This window comes from Pseudomonas cichorii, assembly GCF_003700275.1.
GTDB classification, from domain to species: Bacteria; Pseudomonadota; Gammaproteobacteria; order Pseudomonadales; family Pseudomonadaceae; genus Aquipseudomonas; species Aquipseudomonas cichorii_B.
Genome location: NZ_RBRE01000057.1, coordinates 93,790 through 112,685, shown reverse-complemented (window position 1 = coordinate 112,685; position 18,896 = coordinate 93,790). Strand labels below are relative to the sequence as shown.

General features: G+C 57.8%; 19 protein-coding genes. All 19 read right to left on the bottom strand.

All coding sequences use genetic code 11. The features are described 5' to 3' along the window. Positions 1-54: 54 nt before the first annotated feature. A complete protein-coding gene (fliM, locus tag ALQ04_RS15500; protein ID WP_117166711.1) occupies positions 55-1,023 on the bottom strand; it encodes a flagellar motor switch protein FliM in 969 nt (322 codons plus the stop codon). 9 nt (positions 1,024-1,032) lie between these two features. After that, positions 1,033-1,533 (bottom strand): flagellar basal body-associated protein FliL, encoded by a 501-nt coding sequence (gene fliL, locus ALQ04_RS15495; protein ID WP_122316627.1) that lies wholly within the window; start codon positions 1,531-1,533, stop codon positions 1,033-1,035. 247 nt (positions 1,534-1,780) lie between these two features. Further along, entirely contained in the window at positions 1,781-3,148 is a 1,368-nt protein-coding gene (locus ALQ04_RS15490) for a flagellar hook-length control protein FliK (protein ID WP_122316626.1), read from the bottom strand. Positions 3,149-3,233: 85 nt separating this feature from the next. Beyond that, positions 3,234-3,596, bottom strand: coding sequence for an Hpt domain-containing protein (locus ALQ04_RS15485; RefSeq protein ID WP_122316625.1), 363 nt, complete (start codon positions 3,594-3,596; stop codon positions 3,234-3,236). A gap of 33 nt (positions 3,597-3,629) precedes the next feature. Further along, on the bottom strand, positions 3,630-5,333 hold the full coding sequence (locus ALQ04_RS15480) for a fused response regulator/phosphatase (protein ID WP_122316624.1): 1,704 nt from the start codon (positions 5,331-5,333) through the stop codon (positions 3,630-3,632). Then, positions 5,333-5,638 (bottom strand): STAS domain-containing protein, encoded by a 306-nt coding sequence (locus tag ALQ04_RS15475; protein WP_122316623.1) that lies wholly within the window; start codon positions 5,636-5,638, stop codon positions 5,333-5,335. The genes ALQ04_RS15480 and ALQ04_RS15475 overlap by 1 nt, the downstream gene beginning before the upstream one ends. 70 nt (positions 5,639-5,708) lie before the next feature. Continuing rightward, complete coding sequence (fliJ, locus tag ALQ04_RS15470; RefSeq protein ID WP_122316622.1) at positions 5,709-6,158, bottom strand: flagellar export protein FliJ; 450 nt, start codon at positions 6,156-6,158, stop codon at positions 5,709-5,711. A 6-nt stretch (positions 6,159-6,164) separates the two neighbouring features. Then, positions 6,165-7,523, bottom strand: a complete 1,359-nt coding sequence (fliI, locus tag ALQ04_RS15465) for a flagellar protein export ATPase FliI (RefSeq protein ID WP_122316621.1) — start codon at positions 7,521-7,523, stop codon at positions 6,165-6,167. Continuing rightward, positions 7,513-8,328, bottom strand: coding sequence for a flagellar assembly protein FliH (gene fliH / locus ALQ04_RS15460; RefSeq protein ID WP_122316620.1), 816 nt, complete (start codon positions 8,326-8,328; stop codon positions 7,513-7,515). Before fliH ends, fliI begins: the two co-directional genes overlap by 11 nt. A 15-nt stretch (positions 8,329-8,343) precedes the next feature. Beyond that, positions 8,344-9,360: a flagellar motor switch protein FliG gene (fliG, locus tag ALQ04_RS15455; protein ID WP_117181174.1), complete on the bottom strand. Its 1,017-nt coding sequence runs from the start codon at positions 9,358-9,360 to the stop codon at positions 8,344-8,346. Further along, a complete protein-coding gene (gene fliF, locus ALQ04_RS15450; protein WP_122316619.1) occupies positions 9,353-11,149 on the bottom strand; it encodes a flagellar basal-body MS-ring/collar protein FliF in 1,797 nt (598 codons plus the stop codon). The genes fliG and fliF overlap by 8 nt, the downstream gene beginning before the upstream one ends. Positions 11,150-11,164: 15 nt before the next feature. Next, a complete protein-coding gene (fliE, locus tag ALQ04_RS15445) occupies positions 11,165-11,494 on the bottom strand; it encodes a flagellar hook-basal body complex protein FliE (RefSeq protein ID WP_025260897.1) in 330 nt (109 codons plus the stop codon). A gap of 218 nt (positions 11,495-11,712) precedes the next feature. Continuing rightward, positions 11,713-13,125: a sigma-54 dependent transcriptional regulator gene (locus tag ALQ04_RS15440; protein ID WP_122316618.1), complete on the bottom strand. Its 1,413-nt coding sequence runs from the start codon at positions 13,123-13,125 to the stop codon at positions 11,713-11,715. Beyond that, positions 13,125-14,321 (bottom strand): sensor histidine kinase, encoded by a 1,197-nt coding sequence (locus ALQ04_RS15435; RefSeq protein ID WP_409077265.1) that lies wholly within the window; start codon positions 14,319-14,321, stop codon positions 13,125-13,127. Before ALQ04_RS15435 ends, ALQ04_RS15440 begins: the two co-directional genes overlap by 1 nt. A 140-nt stretch (positions 14,322-14,461) precedes the next feature. Further along, complete coding sequence (gene fleQ, locus ALQ04_RS15430) at positions 14,462-15,937, bottom strand: transcriptional regulator FleQ (RefSeq protein ID WP_122316616.1); 1,476 nt, start codon at positions 15,935-15,937, stop codon at positions 14,462-14,464. A 177-nt stretch (positions 15,938-16,114) separates the two neighbouring features. After that, positions 16,115-16,411, bottom strand: coding sequence for a flagellar protein FliT (gene fliT, locus ALQ04_RS15425; protein WP_122316615.1), 297 nt, complete (start codon positions 16,409-16,411; stop codon positions 16,115-16,117). A gap of 25 nt (positions 16,412-16,436) precedes the next feature. Next, complete coding sequence (fliS, locus tag ALQ04_RS15420) at positions 16,437-16,826, bottom strand: flagellar export chaperone FliS (RefSeq protein WP_122316614.1); 390 nt, start codon at positions 16,824-16,826, stop codon at positions 16,437-16,439. 117 nt (positions 16,827-16,943) lie between these two features. After that, positions 16,944-18,392, bottom strand: coding sequence for a flagellar filament capping protein FliD (gene fliD, locus ALQ04_RS15415; RefSeq protein ID WP_409077262.1), 1,449 nt, complete (start codon positions 18,390-18,392; stop codon positions 16,944-16,946). Between the two features lie 82 nt (positions 18,393-18,474). After that, entirely contained in the window at positions 18,475-18,855 is a 381-nt protein-coding gene (locus ALQ04_RS15410) for a flagellar protein FlaG (protein ID WP_183142188.1), read from the bottom strand. Positions 18,856-18,896: the final 41 nt, after the last annotated feature.

The window sequence follows — 18,896 nt, the reverse complement described above, 5'->3', positions numbered from 1 at the left end:
TCCTCAGCGGGCATTGATTCAGTTACGCAACAATTCCGGCATCGATCTGACAGATCAACGCCGCTCTATGGGTTCGATTACTTGCAGGGCAAGATTGCCCTTGTGCGAGCCAAGCTTGACCTTGAAAGAAGGCACGCCATTGGCACGCATGACCAGTGTCTCGGGCAACTCGACCGGAATCACGTCGCCAGGCTGCATGTGCAGGATGTCGCGCAGCAGCATCTGACGCTGAACCACAGTCGTGCTCAATGGCACGGACACATCGAGTACATCTTCTTTCAACGCCTTGATCCAGCGCTCGTCCTGATCGTCGAGGTCCGACTGGAAGCCGGCATCGAGCATTTCGCGGATCGGCTCGATCATCGAGTACGGCATGGTCACGTGCAGGTCACCGCCACCGCCATCGAGTTCGATGTGGAAAGTGGAAATCACCACCGCCTCGCTTGGCCCGACGATGTTGGCCATGGCCGGGTTCACTTCAGAGTTGATGTACTCGAAGTTCACTTCCATGATCGCCTGCCAGGCTTCCTTGAGGTCGATGAACGCCTGATCCAGAACGATCCGCACCACGCGCAGCTCGGTCGGGGTGAATTCGCGCCCTTCGATCTTGGCGTGACGACCGTCACCACCGAAGAAGTTATCCACCAGCTTGAACACCAGCTTGGCATCGAGGATGAACAGCGCCGTGCCGCGCAGTGGCTTGATCTTGGCCAGGTTGAGGCTGGTCGGCACGTACAGCGAGTGCACGTACTCCCCGAACTTCATGACCTGGACACCACCGACCGCCACGTCCGCCGAACGCCGCAGCAGGTTGAACATGCTGATACGGGTATAGCGGGCAAAACGTTCGTTGATCATTTCCAGGGTCGGCATCCGACCCCGTACGATCCGGTCCTGGCTGGTCAGGTCATAGCTCTTGATACTGCCAGGCTCATTGTTACTTTCGGTCTGGACCATACCATCGTCAACGCCATGCAACAGCGCATCGATTTCGTCCTGGGACAGCAGGTCTTGCACGGCCATGTCAGAGTCCTACTGCAATACGAAGTTAGTGAAGAGCAGCTGTTCGATCACGGTCTTGCCGAGTTCTTTCTGCGCCACTTCCTGAATGCTCGCAGTCGCTTTCTGACGCAGCATTTCCTGGCCGATTGGCGTGGCCAGTGACTCGAAAGGAATCGATGCGAACAGCATCACCAGATTGTTGCGGATCACCGGCATATGCACTTTCAACGCTTCCATGTCAGCCGCATTGCGCGCCAGCATGGTGATGCTGACCTGCATGTAGCGTTGACGGCCATTGGCGTTGAAGTTGACCACGAAAGCCGGCGTCAGGGGCTCAAAGACCGCCGCAGGCTTGACGTTGGCTGCCGCCGCGACAGCCGCAGGATCGGGTGCGCTGGCAGACTTGTGCATGATGAACCAGGTTGCACCTACCGAAAGGCCGACAGCGAGCAACAAAGCCACGACTGCGACGATGATGAGCTTGAGTTTACCTTTGGAAGCGGGGTCTTTAACTTCTTCGCTCTTCGCCATGCCAATAATCCGTCACTATTCAAGGGGTTCGCTGATGCGTGAGAGAGGCAGAGCAAGTGTTATGCCAGAGTTGCGGGGAGGAAGGCGGGAGCACGAATGAATTCGTTACATGTGCACAGGTTTTTCGCGACTGAAGTCGCTCCCACACAATCTGCAGGAGCGACTTCAGTCGCGAACAGGCCAAGCACTTCAATGCTACTTTTGCGAATCAATTCGCTCCTGCCAGGGAGCGTGATTCATTGGCAAATCAGGCGTAGAAGTCGATCTCGCTGGAACCGATCACGCGGGCGGCAGGCTGGCTCACCGGCGCTGCTGCATCGGCGATGGCGTTGTCATCCAGGCCGTCATCGGAACCCGAACCACCACTGCGACCACTGCGCTGGGCACGGCTGGCCTGTTCCTGAGCCTGCTGCTGGGCTTGTTGCTGCGACTGATCGGAAACGTTGACGTCAACCTGGCCAAGTCCCTGCTGCACGAACGACTCACGCAAGCGGGCCATCTGGTTTTCCAGCGCTTCACGCACGCCCAGGTGGGCACTCATGAAGGTCACTTGAGTCTGCTGCTCCGGCGCCATATTGACGCGGATATCCAGACGTCCGAGTTCGGCAGGTTCCAGCTTGATTTCAGCGGACTTCAGGTTCTGGCTCGACAGGTACATGACCCGGTCGACGATCCCTTCGCTCCAGCCACTCTGATTCATCGCCAGCGGCTGGTTGATCAGGGTAGCCGGTGCAGCGGCCGGCGTTCTGGCCGGTTGCGCAGCCTGGCTCAGGGCGGCCAGACGCTCGGCGAAGTTATCGACTCGCGTATCGCCGTTCACGCTCTTGGTGTCCTTGAGGCCATCGCCGATCAGGTTGCTGAACGACTTGTCGCTGCTCTCGGTGCTGCTTTCATCGGACGGAAGCTGTTCGCTCAAGGCCGCCAGGTTATTGGCAACATTTTGACTCGGGTCGTTATCGGCATTGTTAGCCTTTCCCGAAGCCTGGGCATGCTGCGCCGCCTGCGACCTGGAATTGGCGTTCTCCAGCGCAAGCTGCACCGCATGCAGACCGTCCAGAGGATCAGCCTCAGGATCGAACGAATCTTCAGCCGCAACAGCCGTGGTCGGCGTAGCGGGCAATGCGGCTACTACCGGAAGGGCCTTGGCGGCATCGCTTGCGGCATTGGCAGCCGCCAGTGCCGCAGGCGTCTGGGCTGCGGCGAGCTGCAGGGCAGGATCAAGCGCAGGATCGGTGACCGGTGGCGTCAATACCTCGGCGACCTGGCCATCGGCATTCGACTGATCATCGCTGCTGGCACTGGCCGAGTCGGCAGGCAAACCATTGCCGCTTTCGGCAACGGTCGAGTCATCGGCGGCAGTCGTATTGTCGGCTTCGGTCTTGTCCTTGCCCGCGACGGTCTTGTCCTTTTCAGGTACAGACTTGTCACGCACAGGCTTGGGCGCAGCGTCGTTGCGATCAGCGACCTTGTCCTTGGCCTGCTTGGCGTAGACATTGGAAAAGCTGGAACCATCGCCCTTGCCGCTGTCAGCCGACTTGATCGCATTGTTGGCCGCTGCGGACTTTGACGTCGCAGTTACGTTGGCCTGAAGAAGCACGTTAGGGGCAAGGGGCATTTCGATCTCCGCACATGAGCAGCTGGTTCCATGAACAACAGCAAGATGCGGGCCAGCTTTGGCAGAAAATCGAAACGGGAAGAAATCAGGTCTGGCCGATGAACAACTGGCGCTCGGCGTCGAATAACTGGCGGATGGTCAGGTACTCGCTGTCGATCCTGCCGATCAGGTCTTCCAGACCGATGCGTTGCTGTTGACGGGCACGCTCTTCAAGCTCGCGACACAGATCCGACAGGAGCAAGGCACCCATGTTGCTGCTGCTGCCCTTGAAGCTGTGAGCCGTCAGACTCAATTCCTGCAGGTCGAGCATCTCGGTATCGACTGCCCGACGCAATTGCGATACGCGCTGCTCGGAGTCCTTGATAAAAACATCGAGCAAGGTGGGATATTCGTCCTCCATGACTTCCTGCAAGACACTCAAAACACTGTAATCCAGATGAATCGACACTTGTTCACTCCTTGATCAAGACTCTGGAGGCGATTATGCCATTGCTCTCCAGAAAAATTCCACGCAGGCAACCCGGCCATCCTTAGACCATTGCGCCTGCTGGCTCAATTCACGAATCAACCTCAGCCCTCGACCATGCAGCCCGTCCAGGGAAGGAGGCATGGCAAGCACTTCCTGCACATCGAAGCCTTGCCCGCTGTCTTCGACCCGCACTGTCAGCCTGCCACCCTGCTCCACAGGCTCGACCTGCAGATGCACACGGATGAAACCCGACTGCAGCGCCTCAAGACGCTCCGTTCGCTCCTTATAATAGCGGGCAAATCCGGCGGCATCCTGCTTGAGTGTCGAATCCAGCCCCAATACGCCATGCTCCAGGGCATTGCTATACAACTCGGTGAGCACGCTATGCAAGGCCGCACTCTGCTCTTGCAGGCCCGGAACCTCAAGCAATAACTGCATCAGGTAAGGCAAGGGGTTGAATCGGCGCAGGGTCGAGGCACGAAACTCGAAGCTGAGCGACCAGTCCAGCGGGCTCGACATGGCATTGTCCGAGTAATTCGATACCGCGGGCGCGTCCTGCTCGTCATCGATGACGCTGATTTCCAGCATGCTCACATCATCACGCGCCCGCCCGCCAAAATCGTTCAGCGCCTGGAGAATCTCCTGAATCAACAATTCAGGCTGACGGTTTGCCGTCAGGACTTCGCGCAGGCGTTGCGCGCCGAACAACTCATCGCAGCTGTTGCTGGTGTCCAGTACACCATCGGACAACAGGAAAATCCGATCCCCGGTGGACAGCGGATAAACCTCGGTACGGTCATCGAAAGATTTGGCACTCAGCACGCCCAAAGGCAAATGCAGCGACATCAGCGGCAAATGGCTGCCGTCGGCAACCCGCAACAGATAAGCATCCGGCAAGCCGCCATTCCAGATCTCGACTTGCTGCTGCTTGAGGTTGACGGACAGCAGCGCTGCACAGCAGAACATGTCCACCGGCAAAATGCGCTTGAGCTTGGCATTCATTTCCCGCAGCGTTTCGGCCACCCCGTAGCCTTTGGCGGTCATGCCATAGAACACTTCGGCCAGAGGCATCGCCCCCACCGCAGCCGGCAGGCCATGACCGGTGAAGTCACCGAGCAGGACGTGCATGTTCCCGGCCGGCGTGTAGGCCGCCAGCATCAGGTCACCGTTGAACAGCGCATAGGGCGATTGCAGATAACGAATATTCGCCGCCCCGAGACACCCCGAATGCGCCACCTGATCGAATACCGCCTTGGCGACGCGCTGCTCGTTGAGCAGATATTCATGGTGCCGGGCAATCAGGTCGCGCTGCTGCAGGACGGTTTCCTGCAACAGTCGCAGCCGGTTCATGGCATTGATCTTGGCCGCCAGCACCAGCGGATTGTAGGGTTTGGAAATGAAGTCATCGCCACCGGCATCCAGGCAGCGGGCCAGGGCCTCACCCTCGGTGAGAGAGGTCAGGAAAATGATCGGCACCAGCGAGTCGCCGGACAGACTCTTGATGCGCCGCGCCGCCTCGAAACCATCCATGACCGGCATCAGCGCATCCATCAGAATCAGATGCGGACGCTCGGCCTCGAACATCGCCAGCGCTTCGATACCATTGGCGGCACTCAGGACTCTGTGCCCCTGACGGGCAATGATTGTCGACAGCAGCAAACGGTCGCTGGCACTGTCGTCGGCGATCAGTATGCACAGCCCCTTGGATGCGGGCATCAACTCAGCTGGAACAGTTTCGAGAAGTTGGAAATGGTGAGGATCTTGATGACATCCGGCGTGCAGTTCACCAGCCGCACCACGGCGTCATCACCACCGGCATGATCGCGCAGCAGCAACAGCATTCCCAGCGCCGAACTGTCCAGATAGTGAGTACCGCCCAGATCAACCACGTAATTCAGGTTACCGGCATGCACCTCATAGGCGCCGCGAAAGTCCTGGTGAGTGGAAAAATCGAAACGCCCTTCAATGAAAATGGTCAGTTGCTGACCATCCTGGGATGGTGCGGAAGTGATCTTCGCCATAAGAATTCCTGAAGTACGTCATCACATATTCGCAAGCGTAGACCAGAGAACAGGGACACGAGTCTCAGGATCAATAATGATCATGCCGGGGCAGGCGCTGGGACAATTCGTCGAGCAGTTTCTGTTCACGCTTGTCTTCGAGCTGGCGCGCTTCATCGATGTAGCGCTGCACCAGCTTGCGCAGGCCTTCGACTCGCGCATAGCACTCCTGCCAGGCACCACGGGCCTTTTCCAGGTTCAGCTTGTGCCATTCCAGACTCTTGTTCTGCTGGCCGACCGCGGTTTCCAACTGATTGAGAAAGCGCTGGTAGTTGGTCAGCCATTGTCCCGAGACACCATGACTGCCCTGGCTGATCCATTGCTCCTGATAACTCAGGCGGAAGCGTTCCAGCTCTTCAAGCTTGCTGTAGGCCAGATTGACCTGGCCCTGAAAGTGTCCCAGACGCTGGGCTGCCGTACGTTCGGCGGCCTCCGCCATTTCGACCACTGGCGCCAGGCGCGCCGCACGACTCTGAGCCATGATCTATCAGCCGCCGGGAGCCGGGGCGAACACCGAAGCCAGGGCGTCGCTACTGGCCTGCATGCTTTCGTTGTCGCGCAACCCTTGACGCAGATAGCGCGCCAGAGCCGGTTGCAGGGCAATGGCCGTATCGGTTTCGCGATCACCGCCCGCCACGTAGGCACCGACGCTGATCAGATCACGACTCTGTTGATAACGCGACCACAGTTGCTTGAACAGTTGCGCACGCGCCATGTGTTCAGGGCTGACGACTGCCGGCATGACCCGACTGATGGAGGCTTCAATATCGATGGCAGGGTAATGACCCTCTTCGGCCAGACGCCGGGACAACACGATATGGCCGTCCAGCACACCCCGGGCGGAGTCGGCAATCGGATCCTGCTGGTCGTCACCCTCGGACAACACCGTATAGAAGGCAGTGATCGAACCACCTCCCGCTTCGGCATTACCGGCACGCTCGACCAGTTTGGGCAAGCGGGCAAATACCGAAGGCGGATAGCCTTTGGTGGCGGGCGGCTCACCGATGGCCAGGGCGATTTCCCGCTGTGCCTGGGCAAAACGGGTCAGGGAATCCATCAGCAACAGGACATTCTTGCCACGGTCACGGAAGTATTCGGCAATCCGCGTGCAGTACATTGCAGCGCGCAGACGCATGAGTGGTGCATCGTCGGCAGGTGACGCGACCACGACCGAGCGTTTGAGTCCTTCTTCACCGAGGATGTGCTCAATGAACTCCTTGACCTCACGGCCCCGCTCACCGATCAGGCCCACGACAATGATGTCGGCTTCGGTGAAGCGCGTCATCATGCCGAGCAGCACACTCTTGCCCACACCCGTACCGGCGAACAGACCCAGACGCTGACCGCGCCCTACCGTCAATAATCCGTTGATGCAGCGAATACCCACATCCAGCGGCTGGCTGATCGGGTTGCGCTTGAGCGGGTTGATGGTCGGGCCATCCATCGGCACCCAGTCTTCGGCCTTGATCGGCGGACGACCATCCAGCGGACGACCGGCGCCATCGAGTACCCGCCCCAGCATGCTCATGCCCATCGGCAGGCGCCCGGTATCGGCCAGCGGCACGACCCGCGCACCCGGCGCAATACCCGCCACGCTGCCCACCGGCATCAGGAAAACCTTGTTCCCCGAAAACCCCATGACCTCGGCATCGACCTGCACCGCATCATGACTGTCATCGTTGATCACCACGCAACGACTGCCCATGGCAGCCCGCAGACCCTCGGCTTCGAGGGTCAGGCCGACCATGCGCAACAGGCGCCCTTCCACCACCGGCTGGACAGGCAAGGTAATGGAGTCGGCATATGACCCCAGGCGCTTGCCGAAGCTTGTGCGATCAAGGCGCATCGTTTTTCTCTGGATCAGGCGCGCCTGCCATTGCGGCTGCGTCGTCACTCAGCTCGATATTCAGGTCGGCAGCACCGGGATGAGCGACCTGCTCATGCAACTGGTCGTACATTTTTGCTATGGCCAGGGAAATGCGCGTCTCGACGCTGGCATCGATGCGGCTATGTTCGGTTTCGATCCGGCAGCCGCCCGGCAGCAAACTGTCGTCTTCGAGAATCTTCCAGGTTTCGTCATGCCGCTCACGCAACGCCTTGACCAGCTCGAAGTCTTGCGGATTGATGAAGATTCGCAGGTTCTGCGCGCCCATCGGCAGCAACTTGAGGGAGTCGCGCAGGACGTGGGCGATCTGCTGCGAATCCGTCTGCAGCTCGCGCTGGATGACCTGCCGGGCAATGTGCTCGACCAGATGGATCAGCGCCTTTTCGATCTGCGAATCCTGCTCGGCCACCGGCTCCAGCAGGTTGCCCATCAATTGTTCGAGACTGGCAAGCCTGGCCGCCAGAGCCACTTCCGCTTCCTGGCGAACCTTGAGTTGGGTGCTGTGGAAACCTTCTCTTTCGCCCGTGGCAAAGCCTTCGTTCCAGGCTTCCTGACGAATGCTTTCCAGCTCTTCCAGGGTCAGTGGCTGAACCTCGTCCAATGGAACTTCTTCCATTTCGGCAGGTTCTTCCGCCACGGGCTCCGGTTCAGGTTCCGGTTCTGGCTCCTTGTGCGGATCAAAGCTGGGCAATGACCACATGTCGAAACCACGGACATCCTTGGCGCGAATAAGATCGCTAACCGATTCTTTACTGGAGCTAGCCATGAGTCAGAGCAATCCTTAGATCATTTCCTCGCCACCTTTGCCACCGAGTACGATCTCGCCGGCCTCGGCCATACGACGCGCAATGGTGAGGATTTCTTTCTGTGCGGTTTCCACGTCGCTGACACGCACCGGACCCTTGGCTTCCAGGTCGTCGCGCAACAGTTCGGCAGCGCGCTTGGACATGTTCTTGAAGATCTTTTCCTTGATCGCCTCGTCCGAACCCTTGAGCGCCAGTACCAGTACGTCCGAAGACACTTCGCGCAACAGCGCCTGGATACCACGGTCGTCCACGTCGGACAGGTTGTTGAAGACGAACATGAGATCTTCGATCTGCACCGACAGGTCTTCGTCGACCTCGCGGATCGAATCCATGAGCGCGCCTTCGATGGAGCTGTCGAGGAAGTTCATGATGTCGGCAGCACGCTTGATACCACCCAGGGTAGTACGCGAAGTGTTGGCGTTGCCGGAGAACTGCTTCTCGAGAATCTGGTTCAGCTCCTTGAGAGCTGCCGGTTGTACGGTATTGAGCGATGAAACGCGCAGGATGATGTCCAGACGCACCTTATGGTCGAAATGGCCAAGCACTTCGCCCGCCTGGTCGGCATCCAGATAGGCCACTACAATGGCCTGGATCTGCGGGTGCTCGAAGCGGATAACGTCGGCGACCGCGCGCGGCTCCATCCACTTCAGGCTGTCCAGGCCGCTGGTATTGCCACCCAGCAGAATGCGGTCGATGAGGCCGTTGGCCTTGTCTTCGCCCAGAGCCTGGGTGAGCATCTTGCGGATATAGCCATCGGAACCGACGCCAAGGCTGGTCTGGTCGCCGACGATATCGACGAACTCGCTCATGACTTCCTCGACCTGCTCGCGATGCACATTGCGCATCTGAGCCATGGCCACGCCCACTTTCTGGACTTCCTTGGGTCCCATGTGCCGAAGCACCTGGGCCGCATCGGTTTCACCCAGAGAAAGCAGCAGTACGGCTGCCTTCTCCACTCTGCTCAGTTTGGCTACGACGGCTCGATCATTCATCAGTGTTAATCCACTCTTTCACAACCTGGGCCACACGACCCGGGTCTTCGGCCACCAAACTCTTGATTGCATTCAACTGTGCGTCATAACCCTCGGTCGGGCTAGGCAACAGGATACTTTGCGGACCACCCAGGCTGACGCGGTCATTGGACAGTTCACCATCCATGCCACCGCCGCCCATGCCACCGAAGCCACCCAGCTCCGAATCGCCAAATCCGCCCAGCTCCTTGCCCTTGCCGCTGGTGATGTTGTTCAGCACAGGACGCAGAACACCGAACACCAGAATCAGGATGAAGATCACACCCACGGCCTGCTTGAGGATGTCCCAGAACCATGGCTGCGAGTAGAACGGTATTTCCGGAATCGCTTCGCCGCGCTCGGTGGAGAACGGCACGTTAATGACGCTGACGCTGTCACCACGGCTGGCATCGAAGCCGACCGCATCCTGGACCAGACGGGTAAAGCGGGCCAGATCGGTCGCACTCCATGGCGCACGGGTCACTTCGCCGTTGGCCGGATTGGTCTTGACCATGTCATCGACAACCACAGCCACCGACAGACGGGTCAGACGGCCCTGCTGCTGCTTGGTGTGACTGATGGAGCGATCCAGCTCGAAGTTCTTGGTCGACTGCACACGCTTGTCGGCCGGGTACGGCGCCAAAGCTGGCTGGCCGGTGGCCGGATCCATGATCTGCTGGCCGTTGGCATCGAGCAGCGGCTGACCGGGAGCGATGGCCGCTGCGGCACCGGCAGCACCGCCACCAGCGGTCTGAGGCGCGGTCGCCGGACCTGGCGGCTGGTTGCTCAAGGCACCCGGTACACCTTGCGGGCCGGAGCTGCTGGAGCGTTGTTCATTGACCGACTGTTCGCTGCGCAAGGCAGGCTGATCCGGGTTGAAGCTTTCGGCTGTCGACTCGACCGCGCTGAAATCAACCACTGCAGACACTTCGGCCTTGTAGCGGTCGCTACCCAGGATAGGTTGCAGAATGTTCTGCACGCGCTGGGTCAACATGCCTTCCATGCGGCGGCTGTAATCGAACTGTTTGCCGGCCATGGTCAGTTCGGAGTTTTCCGCCTGATCGGACAGCAAATGGCCCTTCTGGTCGACAACGGTGATCTGCGACTTGCTCAACTCGGGAACGCTGGTCGCGACCAGGTTCACGATGGCCACGACCTGGCTTGGCTCCAGGGTACGGCCGGCATACAGCTCGACCAGTACCGAGGCGCTTGGCTTGCGGTCATCACGCACAAACACCGAACTCTTCGGAATCGCCAGGTGCACGCGCGCAGCCTTGACGTTGTTCAGGGACGAGATAGTACGGGCCAGTTCGCCTTCCAGACCACGACGATAACGTGTGGCTTCCATGAACTGGCTGGTACCCAGGCCCTGATCCTTGTCGAGAATCTCGAAGCCGATATTGGAGTCGTTCTGCACGACGCCAGCCTGAGCAAGCTGGATACGCGCACGCTGAACATCATCGGCCTTGACCAGCAAGGCACCGGAGTTGGGCTCGACGGTATAGGCGATATTCGCCGCAGTCAGCGTCTCCATGATCTGCTTGCTGTCCATGCCCGCCAGGCTGCCGTAAAGCGGCCGGTAATCGGGTTGCTGGGACCAGAGCACCACGGCAAAGCCAATGGCCACACTGGCAGCCAGACCGACCATGAGGCCGATCTGACGCAGCATGGTCATTTCAGAAAGATTTTCCAGAAAAGACAGACCAAACAATGGTTTCTTGTCTGGAGCGCCCGCTCTTGCCGGAACGGTTTCGGCTGTTGCTTCGGCCATGACTCAGTACGTCCTTTAAACCGGCATCTGCATGATGTCTTGATAGGCTTGAACCAGTTTGTTGCGAACCTGGGTCAGAGCCTGAAACGAGACGCTGGCTTTCTGCGACGAAATCATCACGTCAGTCAGGTCGACACCGCTCTTGCCGATTTCAAATGCATTGGCCAACTGACCGGCAGCCTGTTGGGTTTCCGAAACCTTGTTGACGGCCTGGCCAAGCATATCGGCAAAGCTGCTGGTGCCGACTTCCGGCGTGGCGGTCACTGGTTTGGATGCCGCCATGGCATCCATCTGCATGGCCCGCATATCCAACATCAAGCGATTAAATTCAACACCTTGGCTCATGGACATTTTCTCTCGTAAGGCCCGCAATTTTTTGACACTGATTCAGCGGATAGTTAAGACATAGCAACAAGAGTGCCAAATAGATAACGGAGACCGTTTCACTCTGCCCTACCCACCACCCCAGCACTTCGGGAACCATCTATCCTGGTATTCATGACATCAATATGCCATTGAATTACAACATTCATACGACAAAGGCGAACGAATAGATCACAGGCTCAGGTCGCGAACAGGTAACCCTCGACATCCATGCCCGCATCCCGCATCTGCGCCAGCTTGTAGCGCAGCGTCCGCGGGCTGATCCCCAATCGTTCGGCCGCCTCTTTTCGACGCCCGCGCTCAGTGCGCAGCGTGTCGATAATCACCTGAAACTCACGACGCCTGAGATCATCTCCCAACGCACCGGCCGATTCGGAACTCACTCCTGCCGGGGAATTTTCCACCGGCACGACAGCTGGCGATACCATGGACGCTGCAGCTACCGCCTGCGCCACACCCGTGACAGGTCCCGCCAGACAGAAATCATCTGCCTCGATCACGCCGCCCTGCTGCAATATCAAGGCGCGCTGTACGGCATTATCCAGCTCGCGCACATTACCCGGCCACGAATACCCCACCAGACACGCCTGCGCCTGGGCAGACAATCGCACCGGGGCATGCTTCATTTTATTGACGTGCTTGGCTAACAGACGCTCAGCCAACGGCAGAATATCGGCAGTCCTTTGACGCAACGCTTGCCACGCCAGCGGAAATACCGATAACCGATAAAACAGATCCTCACGAAACCGCCCGGCCGCCACTTCACCCGCCAGATCACGGTTGGTGGTCGCCAGCACCCGAATATCCAGACTGATCGGCTTGCGAGCACCCACCCGCTCAACCTCCCGCTCCTGAAGCACGCGCAACAGCTTGGCCTGCAAGCCCATGGGCATTTCGGAGATTTCATCGAGCAGGATCGTACCGCCATCAGCCTGCTCGAACTTGCCTGCCTGCGCCGCAATGGCGCCGGTAAACGAACCTTTCTCATGGCCGAACAGCGTCGCTTCGAGCATGTTGTCCGGAATCGCCGCACAGTTGATCGCGATAAAAGGCTTATCGGCACGTGGTGAGTTTTGATGAATGAATCGCGCCAACACCTCTTTGCCGGTCCCAGACTCGCCGGAAATCAGCACGGTGGAATCGCTTTTTGCGACCCGACTCGCCAGATTCAAGAGCTGAATGCTGGCCGGCTCGACGGCGATCGGCCCGTCCTGCTCGGCAGGCCCAAGTCGCCCCAGCGCATGCCTGGCGACCAGCGCCAAAAGGGCTCGCGGCTCGAAAGGCTTGACCAGATAATCCGCCGCGCCCTGGCGCATTGCATCGACCGCGCGCTCGACGGCACCATGCGCGGTCATCAGCAGAACCGGTAATTGCGGATGACGGTTGCGCAACAACGCCAGCAACTGATGACCGTCCATGCCAGGCATGTTTACATCACTGATCACCAGGCTGAACGACTCCTGATCCACTGCGAGCAAGGCATCTTCCGCCGAACCCACGGCACGATAACCATAACCGGCCAGTTCAAGCGTCTCGCCCAGCGCTTCGCGCAACGCACGGTCATCTTCGACCAACAGCACCTTGATCGACATCAGTTGCTACTCACTGAAGTGGGAACCGCAATCAACGGCAAACTGACGATTGCGCAGGTTCCGCGATTGACAGTGGAACGGTATTGCACGCTGCCCTGATGGGCCCGCGTCACCGCCGTGACCACTGCAAGACCGAGGCCCGTGCCGGTAGTCTTGGTGGTGAAGAACGGCTCGCCAATACGCGACAGCGCCGCCTTGTCCATGCCGCCGCCATTATCACTGAAGCACAGCCGCAGGGTATTGCCACGGCTGTAGGCGTGTATTTTCAGACGCGTCCTACCGACACTGGCCTGCACGGCGTTTTCCACCAGATTGAGCAGCGCCCCCACGAGGGTGTCGCGATTACACAGCAATTCCCCGGCAATTGAATCACACTGCCAGCGCACCGCCACATCCTGCACATGGGTCTGCGCCGCAGACTGCAGGGCCTGGAACAGCGCGCCCGGCGTCAGGCGGTCGGTCAACGGCAATTCACCCCGGGCAAAGACCAACATGTCACGCACCTGATGCTCGAGCTCATGCAGGCGCTCCTTGAGCCGCGCAGCAAAACGCTGCTGGGTTTCCACCGGCAACTCCTGCTCGGTCAAATGACTGGCGTAGATCATGGCTGCCGACAGCGGCGTGCGGATCTGATGCGCCAGAGAAGCGACCATTCGCCCCAGAGAAGACAAACGCTCATGGCGAGCCAGTTGCTCCTGAAGATGACGGGTTTCAGTCAGGTCATTGAGCAATACCAGTTGCCCTGGCTCGGCATCCAGCGAGCGGGTGGCAATCGACAGGCGACGACCGTCGCGCAGGGAAACTTCATGTCCGTCATCTTCACGCGGGGCGAAGCAACGGCTGATGACATGGCGCCAGAGCATGCCCAGCAGCGGCTGCCCCAACAACTCGATGGCCGCCGGGTTGGCTTCACGCACAACGCCCATGCCATCAATGACGATAACGCCACCAGGCAACAAATCCAGCAGGTTCTGCAGACGATTGGCCAGACGCTCTTTCTCCGCCAGCTCCTGCATGCGCTCGACACCAGCCTGCTCCAGCTCGCCTTTCAACTCGGCGACGCGACTTTCCAGCAGGCCGTAGGAATCCGTCAGCTGTACGGACATCTGGTTAAACAACGAGAAAGCCTGCTCGAGCCCCTGGCGACTTTCCAGTTCCAGGGAGGGCTGAGCGTTGCAGGGCAAGTCGGAAGACATGTGGACAGCCTTGGACATAAATCATCTCTCGCGTGGCGAACCGTCATTAAACGGTATGTTGAGAGTGACTTAGCAATCCCCGTGCCGAAAAAAAACCCCTGAAAATTCAGAGGTTTGATTTTTCGCACACAGAACAGGCGTCAATCATCCGCCTGATCATCACCTTCTCGACGACTCATGCCGTACTTGCGCATCTTTTCTACCAGCGTTGTACGACGAATCCTGAGACGCTCGGCAGCACGCGCCACAATCCCGTTTGCATCGTCCAGTGCCTGCTGAATCAGACCTTGCTCCAGACCACCGAGGTAGTCCTTGAGATCCAGACCTTCGGGAGGAAGCACGGCACCGGACGCAAAGTTCGGCGTATGACCATTGATGGCCACGCGCTCTTCCAGATCGCTGCGCAGGCTGTCGACCATCTGCTCGTCTTCATCATCGACGTAGCGGAATTTTTTCGGCAGCTCAGCCACACCGATCACGCCATAGGGATGCATGATCGCCATGCGCTCAACCAGATTGGCCAGCTCACGGACGTTACCCGGCCAGGCGTGCCGGCACAGCGACATGATGGCCGCCGAGTTGAAACGAATCGAACCTCGTTTCTCGTGCTCCATGCGCGAGATCAGCTCGTTCATCAGCAACGGAATATCTTCGACCCGCTCCCGCAGGGGCGCCATCTCGATCGGGAAAACGTTCAGACGGTAATAGAGGTCTTCACGGAAACTGCCGATCTCGATCATGTTCTCGAGATTCTTGTGCGTTGCGGCAATGATCCGCACATCGATACTTTGAGTCTTGTTGCTGCCGACCCGCTCGAAGGTACGCTCCTGCAGGACGCGCAACAGCTTGACCTGCATCGGCAACGGCATGTCACCGATTTCATCGAGGAACAACGTGCCGCCATTGGCCAGCTCGAAGCGCCCGGCGCGACTGGTGATCGCCCCGGTGAATGCGCCCTTCTCATGACCAAACAATTCGCTTTCCAGCAACTCGGCCGGGATTGCGCCGCAGTTGACCGGAACAAAAGGCGCATCGCGACGCTTGGAGTGATAGTGCAGGTTACGCGCTACCACCTCCTTGCCCGTCCCCGACTCACCCAGGATCAGTACACTTGCATCGGTATCGGCAACCTGCTGCATCATCTGCCGCACATGCTGAATGGCACGGCTGGTGCCTACCAGACTGCGGAACAGGTTGGGCTCGCGATGACGACCACGCTCGCGGGCCTGATCGTACATTTCACGATAGACCTGGGCACGGTGCAGGGCATCCAGCAACTTGCTGTAGCTGGGTGGCATTTCGAGCGTGGAAAGTACGCGCCGACGCAGATCTTCAGGCAGGTCGACGGCAGAATTTTCGCCCATCAACAGAACCGGAAGGAACTCATCCCATGCAGCGACTGTCTTAAGGAGTCCCTGAAGGCTTCCAGGGGCATTGACGCTACCCACGAGTACACAAAGGACTTCGCGAGTGGACGTCAGCGAGCCGACAACCTGCTGCCAGTCCTGACTCGAGCAGGATAAATTTTCTTCGCCCAGAAAATTCAGGATAACCGCCAGATCCCGGCGGCGCTGGCTATCGTCATCGATTAGCAGAATCTTGATTTCACGCCACATGCAATAGCAACTTCCCTAGTCAACTCAATGCCCGCGATCGGGGGCAGCTTGGCATCTCAGCCGGTATATCCGATAAGACGCCAGAAAATAGTGAACATCACTAGTTAAGTCAAAAAAACACAGACAGTCAAATTTATGGCGAAACTATTGTCAGACAATAAAAATGACAATTAAAAGCTAGCCAAACAGATGGTATACCTTCGCGGCATTTTTCGCATTGCGGATTTGCGTCATTTCATCGGCGATTGCCTGACGCTCGTCAGTAGCAACGTCAATCAATTGTCGATACACGCCCAACAGCTCTTCCAGATTGGTGCGCAGCCCCGGCTCATCGGCAGGCGCTTCGCTGACCACCGCCTCCACACACTCACGGCATGCCAGATCAAGTTTGACGATCGCGTCCCAGTCACGCTCGGCCAAGGCCCCGACCAACGCTTCACGGGTTTCTTCGATACGCTTGAGCGCAGCACTCATGGTGTTTTCTCCAGAAGACAGCGAACTATTGTACGGTGCCGATTGCATCCCAGCCTTCCTTGACTGTGATCAGCAGGCCGGCAACTTCATCGAGCATCTTTTGATCGTTCTTGGCATTGGCTTCAGCCAGGCGCGTCATCATGTAATGGTAAAGGCTGTCCTGCTTGAGCAGAGCATCGGTAGGCTCGTTTTCCAGGTCCAGACCTTCACGCAACCCGCCGACAATACCAATTGCCTTGCTGATGAACACGCCTTTATTGGCGATGTCCTTGCGCGCCATGGCACCCTTGGCCTGAGCGATACGGTCCAGGCCACCCTCCATCAGCATCTGAACCAGACGGTGTGGGCTGGCCTCCGAGGTCTGGGCCTGGGAGCCAATCTTCTGATATTGACGCAGTGCTAACATCGGGTTCATAGGGGGCCTCGTAGCAGATCCAGATTACGTATACCCAAGCTATCGACGTACGGTCAGAAAACTTTAGCCCAAAAGCAAAAACCCGACACGAGGTCGGGTTTCTGGCACCGCTTTTATTTACGAAGCATTCTTCTGCGCGTTCATCGCCTCGAAAATCGAAGTGATGTTCTTGGCGGTAGCATTCAGCTTGCCGACCGCCAGGTCCATGGCGTTGTACTTCTTGGTCAGCGTTGCAGTCAGGGTCTCGATACGACGATCGAGCGCATCCTGCTCAGCGGTAAGACGAGTTTGAACCTGAGTCAGGCTGGTTTTCTTGGCAGCCAGAATCCCGCCGGTCTTGGTGTAGGGATCGATGGCTTTTTCCATACGCTCGATCAAACCACCAGTACCGGTAAACAGATTCTGGATCTGACCACCGAGCTTCTTGTCGTTCATCGCAGCAGTAAACTGGGAAGTATTCAGCGACAGCGTACCGTCGCTCTGCTGAGTGGTGATACCCAGCTGTGCGAGAGAGCCCAGACCACTGTTGGAGGTGGCAGTAGCAATCTGACCACGAATGGCCGCAAGCAAGGCACGCGGGGTCGAATCACCAGTCAGCGCAGCCGCCGTGTATTTTCCTTCACTGTCTACAGCGCCCTTGGTCAGGGTCGTGACCAGCTTGGCCAAGGTGTTATAGGAGTCGACAAAAGTTTGCAGCGAGGTTTTCAAGCCCTCGGTATTACTCGCAACCGTTATCACGGTATCGCTGGTGTTGTTGGCACTTTTGGCAACCAACTCGAAGCTCAGGCCGGACACCGCATTGCTGACGGTATTGGTCTTACTGGTCAGGCTCAATCCGTCGATGGTGAACTCGGCATCCTGAGCCAGTGCCGAAATCGCGCCCGCACCTGGAATGGCTCGACCATTGGCATCGGTCGAAGTACTGGTGGTACTCATCAGCTTGGTACCATCGATATTCAACATGCTGAGCTCGGTACCGCCGTCGACCGAAATATCGCTGTTTTTACCGGTCGTCGTCGAACTGAACACCAACCGCGAGCCATTGCTGTCAGTAATGATGTTCGCCGAAATACCTTTGCCCTGAAGTGTCGAGTTGATCGTGTCGCGCACCTCTTGCAAGGTAGAGGTCTGCGTGATCTTTACTTCATGGATAGTGCCATTTTGAGTGATTTTCAGGGTACCACTCGGAATAGCACTGGTCTGCGTGGAATCGAGCGCAGTCGTCGCAACCTTGGAAGCAGACGCCAACTGGCTTACATTAAGGGAATACGAACCACTGACTGCAGTGTTACCCGCAGTTGCCTTGACCACCGACTCATTGGCCGAAGTCGCTGCAAAACCCTGAAATGCAGGCGTCGTGGTGCTTTTGAGAGTATCCATCGACTTCTGAAAGGCACTCAATGCAGCCGTGAGCTGATCGACACCGGAAACCGATCCAGAAGTAAGTTTGGTCTGTTTGTCGATCTGGTTCTGCTTGGCTGCTTTTTCAACACCTACCAAACCATCCACAATCTCTTTGATATTCAGACCGGAGTTAATGCCTGTAGTCGCTGTAATTGTAGCCATGATGCTTATCCCTCAAGAATGCCGCCGACCTTTTGACCCTTTCAAGGAATCGGAAAATCCGCAACAAGTTTCGTGCCAGTAGTCAGGCCTTGACGTGAAACAACAAGCTGTGCGCGTCGCTCAAGCTATCGGCCAGTTTCAGAATTTCCGCATTCGGAATCTGTCGGACTACCTCACCGGAGTCACTTGCAATCACTTTGACAATGACTTTTCCAGAATCTTCGTCAATCGAAAATTCGAGGTTACGCTTGACCGACTGAAAGAATTTCTGAATATCTTCCGCCGCCGCCTTAACCTTCTCCTCGTCCTGTGAGTCATCCCTTTTCAAATCTGCACTATTACTTTCGGCCGTCGGGGCAACCCGCTCGACAGAAGGCTTATCAACAGGCTTATCCGTTGCAACAACAGGGCTTGCCGATTGAGCGGCAGGATAAGACAGGTTCAGCTTTACACTCATATCCATGACCATCACCTCCGAAAGTAAAAAAGCGAGAGAGCACTTTT

Coding starts and splice junctions, on each gene's coding strand:
- fliS (WP_122316614.1), bottom strand. CDS start 16,826: ATGAACCCGATGTTAGCACTGCGTCAATATCAGAAGATTGGCTCCCAG.
- fliT (WP_122316615.1), bottom strand. CDS start 16,411: ATGAGTGCTGCGCTCAAGCGTATCGAAGAAACCCGTGAAGCGTTGGTC.
- ALQ04_RS15440 (WP_122316618.1), bottom strand. CDS start 13,125: ATGTCGATCAAGGTGCTGTTGGTCGAAGATGACCGTGCGTTGCGCGAA.
- fliG (WP_117181174.1), bottom strand. CDS start 9,360: ATGAATGATCGAGCCGTCGTAGCCAAACTGAGCAGAGTGGAGAAGGCA.
- ALQ04_RS15480 (WP_122316624.1), bottom strand. CDS start 5,333: ATGCCCGCATCCAAGGGGCTGTGCATACTGATCGCCGACGACAGTGCC.
- fleQ (WP_122316616.1), bottom strand. CDS start 15,937: ATGTGGCGTGAAATCAAGATTCTGCTAATCGATGACGATAGCCAGCGC.
- fliD (WP_409077262.1), bottom strand. CDS start 18,392: ATGGCTACAATTACAGCGACTACAGGCATTAACTCCGGTCTGAATATC.
- ALQ04_RS15490 (WP_122316626.1), bottom strand. CDS start 3,148: ATGCCCCTTGCCCCTAACGTGCTTCTTCAGGCCAACGTAACTGCGACG.
- ALQ04_RS15475 (WP_122316623.1), bottom strand. CDS start 5,638: ATGGCGAAGATCACTTCCGCACCATCCCAGGATGGTCAGCAACTGACC.
- fliI (WP_122316621.1), bottom strand. CDS start 7,523: ATGCGCCTTGATCGCACAAGCTTCGGCAAGCGCCTGGGGTCATATGCC.
- fliE (WP_025260897.1), bottom strand. CDS start 11,494: ATGAGCCAAGGTGTTGAATTTAATCGCTTGATGTTGGATATGCGGGCC.
- fliF (WP_122316619.1), bottom strand. CDS start 11,149: ATGGCCGAAGCAACAGCCGAAACCGTTCCGGCAAGAGCGGGCGCTCCA.
- ALQ04_RS15435 (WP_409077265.1), bottom strand. CDS start 14,321: ATGTCTTCCGACTTGCCCTGCAACGCTCAGCCCTCCCTGGAACTGGAA.
- fliL (WP_122316627.1), bottom strand. CDS start 1,533: ATGGCGAAGAGCGAAGAAGTTAAAGACCCCGCTTCCAAAGGTAAACTC.
- fliH (WP_122316620.1), bottom strand. CDS start 8,328: ATGGCTAGCTCCAGTAAAGAATCGGTTAGCGATCTTATTCGCGCCAAG.
- fliJ (WP_122316622.1), bottom strand. CDS start 6,158: ATGGCTCAGAGTCGTGCGGCGCGCCTGGCGCCAGTGGTCGAAATGGCG.
- fliM (WP_117166711.1), bottom strand. CDS start 1,023: ATGGCCGTGCAAGACCTGCTGTCCCAGGACGAAATCGATGCGCTGTTG.
- ALQ04_RS15410 (WP_183142188.1), bottom strand. CDS start 18,855: ATGGATATGAGTGTAAAGCTGAACCTGTCTTATCCTGCCGCTCAATCG.